This window comes from Streptomyces sp. WELS2, from assembly GCF_013870595.1.
In the GTDB taxonomy this organism is placed as follows: domain Bacteria; phylum Actinomycetota; class Actinomycetes; order Streptomycetales; family Streptomycetaceae; genus Streptomyces.
The window spans coordinates 1-6,520 of sequence record NZ_JACBWZ010000330.1 but is presented as its reverse complement, the minus strand read 5'-3'; the positions used below and the strand labels follow the sequence as shown (position 1 = coordinate 6,520).

Here is a 6,520-nt window from a genome sequence, read left to right as displayed (position 1 = left end):
GCGTAGCCGACGAGGAAGGTGGTCAGCGGGGCGGCGGGGCGGGCCACGCCGTGGGCGGCGTCACGGGCCAGGTCGAGCAGGACGCCGGTGTCGACGTCCAGGTCGATGCCCAGCTCGTCCTTGACTGCGGAGATCCATTCATCCAACACGTACCCATGCTCCCTGATGCGTGTCCTGGCGTCGGCGATGTCGTCCCAGGTGTCGCAGTCGAACGAAGCGAGCGGGTCCGGGACTCGGGTGAGGCGGAGGGTTCCGGTCAGCCGGCGCAGGGGGAGCCCGGTGAGGGCGCCGTGGGCGGCACCGCCCTTCTCACCCCCCTCGCCGACCACCCCCGCATCCTCACCGGGGCCGCCACCCACCGTGCCCCGGACCGGCTCGCCCGGCATCTCGTCACCGTCGCCGACGCCGTGCTGCCCCTGTTGCCCCGCGTGCTCCCGGTCGGTGACGAGAAACCCTCGGCCGCCCACCGCGCCCGGCTGGCCCTCGCCGAAGCCGCCGGGACGGTGCTGGCCGGCGGCCTGTCCCTGCTCGGCATCGACGCACCCGAACATCTCTGAGGCGCGTGAGCAGATGCGTCCCGGAGAGAGACAGAGAGTCTGAGAATCACGTCATGAGCCGTTCCGCCCATCCCGCCGGGCCCCGCCACGCCGACGTCCTGCCCGAGGGGCACCACCCGGCGCCGCCCGCCGACCTCAACGCCCTGGACCGGAAGGTGTGGTCGAAGACCGTCACGCGCGGCGACGACGGTGTGGTCGCCGTCGCGGGGATCCCGGTCACCCGGCTCGCCGAGGAGTTCGGCACGCCCGCCTACATCCTGGACGAGGACGACTTCCGCACCCGTGCGCGTGCCTGGCGCACCGCGTTCGGCCCGGACGCCGATGTGTTCTACGCCGGCAAGGCGTTCCTCTCCCGGGCCGTCGTGCGGTGGCTGGACGAGGAGGGGCTGAACCTGGACGTGTGCTCCGGTGGCGAGCTGGCCACCGCGCTGTCCGCCGGGATGCCCGCCGAGCGCATCGCCTTCCACGGCAACAACAAGTCCGTCGAGGAGATCCGCCGGGCCGTGGAGGCCGGTGTCGGGCGGATCGTGCTCGACTCCTTCCAGGAGATCGTGCGGGTCGCCCACACCGCCCGGTCCCTCGGCAAGCGGCAGAAGGTCCAGATCCGGATCACCGTGGGCGTCGAGGCGCACACCCACGAGTTCATCGCCACCGCCCACGAGGACCAGAAGTTCGGCATCCCGCTGGCCGGCGGGCAGGCGGCGGAGGCCGTGCGGCGGGCGCTCCAGCTCGACGGGCTGGAGCTGATCGGGATCCACTCGCACATCGGGTCGCAGATCTTCGACATGTCCGGCTTCGAGGTCGCCGCCCACCGGGTCGTCGGCCTGCTGAAGGACATCCGCGACGAGCACGGCGTGGAACTGCCTGAGATCGACCTCGGCGGCGGCCTCGGCATCGCCTACACCAGCGCCGACGACCCCCGCGAGCCGCACGAGATCGCCAAGGCGCTGACCGAGATCGTCACCCGCGAGTGCGAGGCCGCCCGGCTGCGCACGCCCCGCATCTCCGTCGAGCCGGGGCGGGCCATCGTCGGACCCACCGCCTTCACCCTGTACGAGGTCGGCACGGTCAAGCCGCTGGACGGGCTGCGGACCTACGTCTCCGTCGACGGCGGCATGTCGGACAACATCCGCACCGCGCTGTACGACGCGGAGTACAGCGTCGCGCTCGTCTCCCGCGCCTCCGACGCCGAGCCGATGCTCGCCCGGGTCGTCGGCAAGCACTGCGAGAGCGGGGACATCGTGGTCAAGGACGCGTTCCTGCCGGGCGATCTGGCACCGGGCGACCTGGTCGCCGTGCCGGCCACCGGCGCGTACTGCCGGTCCATGGCCAGCAACTACAACCACGTCCTGCGGCCGCCCGTGGTCGCGGTACGGGACGGCGAGGCCCGGGTGATCGTCCGGCGCGAGACGGAGGAGGACCTCCTGCGTCTCGACGTCGGGTGACACCCCCTGGAACGACGGGGGCCGGAAGAGCGCAAGATCTGCGGTCTTCCGCCCCCGTACAAATGAAATAGATGTCTCACGATCCGGACGAAGGGTAGAAACTCCCGTCCGGTGAGTGAGACTGGTTCAATCGTAGACGGTATGAGGAAACGAGGTCGGATGATGCGTACGCGTCCGCTGAAGGTGGCGCTGCTGGGCTGTGGAGTGGTCGGCTCAGAGGTGGCGCGCATCATGACGACGCACGCCGACGACCTCGCCGCCCGCATCGGGGCCCCCGTCGAGCTCGCCGGCGTGGCCGTACGGCGTACCGGCAAGGCCCGCGAGGGCATCGACCCCGCGCTCGTCACCACCGACGCCACCGCCCTGGTCAAACGCGGGGACATCGACGTCGTGGTCGAGGTCATCGGCGGGATCGAGCCGGCCCGGACGCTCATCACCACCGCCTTCGAGCACGGCGCCTCCGTCGTCTCCGCCAACAAGGCCCTGCTCGCCCAGGACGGGGCCGCCCTGCACGCGGCGGCGGAGGCGAACGGCAAGGACCTCTACTACGAGGCCGCCGTCGCCGGTGCCATCCCGCTGATCCGGCCGCTGCGCGAGTCGCTCGCCGGCGACAAGGTCAACCGGGTGCTCGGCATCGTCAACGGCACGACCAACTTCATCCTCGACAAGATGGACTCGACCGGCGCCGGCTACCAGGAGGCCCTGGACGAGGCCACCGCCCTCGGGTACGCCGAGGCCGACCCGACCGCCGACGTCGAGGGCTTCGACGCCGCCGCCAAGGCCGCGATCCTCGCCGGCATCGCCTTCCACACGCGCGTCCGCCTCGACGACGTCTACCGCGAGGGCATGACCGAGGTCACCGCCGCCGACTTCCGCTCCGCCAAGGAGATGGGCTGCACCATCAAGCTGCTCGCCATCTGCGAGCGCTCCAAGGACGGCACGTCGGTCACCGCGCGGGTGCACCCCGCCATGATCCCGCTCAGCCACCCGCTGGCCTCCGTGCGCGGCGCGTACAACGCCGTGTTCGTCGAGAGCGACGCCGCCGGGCAGCTGATGTTCTACGGCCCCGGCGCCGGCGGCGCGCCCACGGCCTCCGCCGTCCTCGGCGACCTCGTCGCCGTCTGCCGCAACCGGCTCAGCGGCGCCACCGGCCCCGGCGAGTCGGCCTACGCCGACCTGACCGTCTCCCCGATGGGCGACGTCGTCACCCGGTACCACATCAGCCTCGACGTGGCCGACAAACCGGGCGTGCTCGCCCAGGTCGCCACCGTCTTCGCCGAGCACGGCGTGTCGATCGACACGGTTCGGCAGCAGGGCAAGGACGGCGAGGCCTCCCTCGTCGTCGTCACCCACCGGGCCCTTGACGCCTCCCTGTCCGGGACCGTCGAGGCGCTGCGCAAGCTCGACACCGTGCGGGGTGTCGCCAGCATCATGCGGGTTGAAGGAGAGTAACCAGCAATGACCCACCAGTGGCGCGGAATCATCGAGGAGTACCGGGACCGGCTGCCCGTCTCCGACACCACGCCGGTCGTGACGCTCCGTGAGGGCGGCACGCCCCTCGTGCCCGCGCAGGTGCTCTCCGAGCGCACGGGCTGTGAGGTCCACCTGAAGGTGGAGGGAGCCAACCCCACGGGGTCCTTCAAGGACCGCGGCATGACCATGGCGATCAGCAAGGCCAAGGAGGAGGGTGCGAAGGCCGTCATCTGCGCCTCCACCGGCAACACCTCCGCCTCCGCCGCCGCGTACGCGGTGCGGGCCGGCATGGTCTCGGCCGTCCTGGTGCCGCAGGGCAAGATCGCCCTCGGCAAGATGGGCCAGGCCCTCGTGCACGGCGCGAAGATCCTCCAGGTCGACGGCAACTTCGACGACTGTCTCACCCTGGCCCGCTCGCTCAGCGAGAACTACCCCGTGGCGCTGGTGAATTCGGTCAACCCGGTGCGGATCGAGGGCCAGAAGACGGCCGCCTTCGAGATCGTGGACATGCTCGGCGACGCGCCCGACATCCACGTCCTCCCGGTCGGCAACGCGGGCAACATCACCGCCTACTGGAAGGGTTACAAGGAGTACGCCGCCGACGGCGTCTCCACCCACACCCCCCGCATGTGGGGTTTCCAGGCCTCCGGCAGTGCCCCGATCGTGCGCGGCGAGGTGGTCAAGGACCCGTCGACCATCGCCACCGCCATCCGCATCGGCAACCCCGCCTCCTGGAACCACGCGCTGGCCGCCCGGGACGAGTCCGGCGGCGCCATCGACGAGGTGACGGACCGTGAGATCCTGCGCGCCTACCGCCTGTTGGCCGCGCAGGAGGGCGTCTTCGTGGAGCCCGCCTCCGCCGCCTCGGTGGCCGGCTTGCTCAAGGCCGCCGAACAGGGCAAGGTCGATCCGGGCCAGCGCATCGTGTGCACGGTCACCGGCAACGGCCTGAAGGACCCGGACTGGGCCGTCGCCGGCGCGCCGCAGCCGGTCACCGTCCCGGTCGACGCCGCCACCGCGGCCGAGCGCCTCGGCCTCGCCTGAGCGACCCCGGACCGGCGAAATCCCTGACAAGGTGCACAGGGGGCTTACGACACGCATCGTGCGCCTCCTGTGCGCCCTATGTCGCCACAGAACCTTCCTTCGATAGGCTGTACCGAACCCGCCTACCGCATATGCCCTCGCGCATGGCAGGCGCCGCGCCGTCTCCGCGGCCCGACGGGTCTTCGTACGTCAGTCATCGGCAGTCCACCGGGTGACCATCGAAACCATCGAGCGTCATTCGACCGTAAACGCAGCTCAAGGAGAGTCTTCGAGCGATGGCCGGTCCAGCGTTCCGCGCCGCCGCCGTCCGGGTGCGCGTGCCCGCCACCAGCGCCAACCTCGGCCCGGGCTTCGACGCCCTCGGCCTCGCGCTGGGGCTCTACGACGACGTGGTCGTCAGGGTCGCCGACTCCGGGCTGCACATCGACATCGCGGGTGAGGGCAGCGAGACCCTGCCGCGGGACGAGAGCCACCTCCTCGTCCGCTCCCTGCGGACCGCCTTCGACCTGCTGGGCGGACAGCCCCGCGGTCTGGAGATCGTCTGCGCCAACCGCATCCCGCACGGCCGCGGCCTCGGCTCCTCCTCCGCCGCCATCTGCGCCGGCATCGTGGCCGCCCGCGCCGTGACCATAGGCGGCGAGGCCCGCCTCGACGACGCCGCGCTGCTGGAACTGGCCACCGAGATCGAGGGCCACCCGGACAACGTGGCCGCGTGTCTGCTCGGCGGTTTCACGCTGTCCTGGATGGAGGCCGGCACCGCCCGCGCCATCAGGATGGAGCCGCACGATTCCATCGTTCCGGTGGTTTTCGTGCCCGGGAAGCCCGTACTGACCGAGACCGCCCGCGGTCTGCTCCCGCGCACCGTGCCGCACGTGGACGCCGCCGCCAACGCGGGCCGCGCCGCCCTGCTGGTCGAGGCCCTCACCAGGCGCCCCGAACTGCTGCTGCCCGCCACCGAGGACCGCCTCCACCAGGAGTACCGGGCCCCGGCCATGCCCGACAGCGCCGCCCTCGTGGAGCGGCTGCGCGCCGACGGCATCCCGGCCGTCATCTCGGGTGCCGGGCCCACCGTCATGGCCCTCGCCGACGCCGACAGCGCCGACAAGGTCTCCCACCTCGCGGGTGAGGGCTGGGCCGCCAACCGGCTGGACCTGGACGTCCAGGGAGCGAGCGTGCTGCCGCTTGCGACCTGACACACGGTTGCCGGATTTGGAGAGGGGGAATGTTTGTTGGATCCGGTAGTGTTAATCTCAAGTCTGCACCCGACCCCACCATGGCGAGGTGCCTCGTGTCCCCGTCCGGGACAGACATTCTTCCGGGAGCCTCCCGGGCCACTCCGTGTTCCGTGCGCCGTACCTGGGCAGTACGACGGATGCGGACACTGAGCGGGCCGCCGGTAGGTGTACCCCCTCTGGGGGAGCTTCGGAATCGGTGCTACCACGCCACGTGACACTGGGTGCCACGGCTCGCGGAAGCGCCATCACCGCACATTTCTTCCGCCGCTTTGGCGGACCACCGCCCCGGCACGGTTCACAGAAGACAGGACCGTAGCCGGACAGCACAACCGGTCGCCGAGCCAGACAGGCCGACGTCCGCTCCAGGGAAGGACCCTTCGTGAGCGACACCACCGATCTGATGGGCGCACGTGTCGAGGAGACCGCTGCCGCGCCCGCCACGGACGCCTCCGCGCCTGCCACCGGTGCCGGCTCCCGGCGGCGCCGCGGTACCGGCCTCGAGGGCATGGTGCTGGCCGAGCTGCAGCAGGTCGCCTCGGGCCTCGGGATCAGGGGCACCGCGCGGATGCGCAAGAGCCAGCTGATCGAGGTCATCAAGGAGGCGCAGGCCGCCGGGGGAGCCCCCGCCGCCAAGGCCGACACCGCCACCGAGACCAAGCCGAAGCGCCGGGCCACCTCCCGCGCGCGCACCGGCGAGGAGGCCGCCGAGAAGAAGGCGGCCAAGGCCGCCGAGGCCCCTGCCGAGAAGAAGGCCGCGGCCCAGCAG

Annotated in this window: 5 protein-coding genes and 2 pseudogenes; 6 read left to right on the top strand and 1 reads right to left on the bottom strand. The window is 71.5% G+C overall.

Annotation, left to right across the window (positions count from 1 at the left end; genetic code table 11):
- A pseudogene (locus H5J33_RS19395) lies at nt 1-293 on the bottom strand (DUF6457 domain-containing protein); the annotation flags it as partial.
- A gap of 12 nt (nt 294-305) precedes the next feature.
- Here H5J33_RS19395 and H5J33_RS19390 point away from each other — a divergent pair.
- The 6 genes and pseudogenes from H5J33_RS19390 to H5J33_RS19365 all read left to right on the top strand — a co-directional run.
- Nucleotides 306-557 (top strand): annotated as a pseudogene (locus H5J33_RS19390) (DALR anticodon-binding domain-containing protein); the annotation flags it as partial.
- Nucleotides 558-610: 53 nt separating this feature from the next.
- Complete coding sequence (lysA, locus tag H5J33_RS19385) at nt 611-2,002, top strand: diaminopimelate decarboxylase (RefSeq protein WP_181796193.1); 1,392 nt, start codon at nt 611-613, stop codon at nt 2,000-2,002.
- 162 nt (nt 2,003-2,164) lie between these two features.
- Nucleotides 2,165-3,454 (top strand): homoserine dehydrogenase, encoded by a 1,290-nt coding sequence (locus tag H5J33_RS19380; RefSeq protein ID WP_181796194.1) that lies wholly within the window; start codon nt 2,165-2,167, stop codon nt 3,452-3,454.
- A gap of 6 nt (nt 3,455-3,460) precedes the next feature.
- Entirely contained in the window at nt 3,461-4,519 is a 1,059-nt protein-coding gene (gene thrC / locus H5J33_RS19375; RefSeq protein ID WP_181796192.1) for a threonine synthase, read from the top strand.
- Nucleotides 4,520-4,794: 275 nt separating this feature from the next.
- Nucleotides 4,795-5,712 carry a homoserine kinase gene (gene thrB, locus H5J33_RS19370; protein WP_181796191.1) on the top strand — a complete coding sequence of 306 codons (918 nt, stop codon included), beginning with the start codon at nt 4,795-4,797 and terminating at the stop codon, nt 5,710-5,712.
- A gap of 421 nt (nt 5,713-6,133) precedes the next feature.
- Nucleotides 6,134-6,520 (top strand): Rho termination factor N-terminal domain-containing protein (locus tag H5J33_RS19365; RefSeq protein WP_181796190.1); only part of this gene is annotated, 387 nt, incomplete at its 3' end.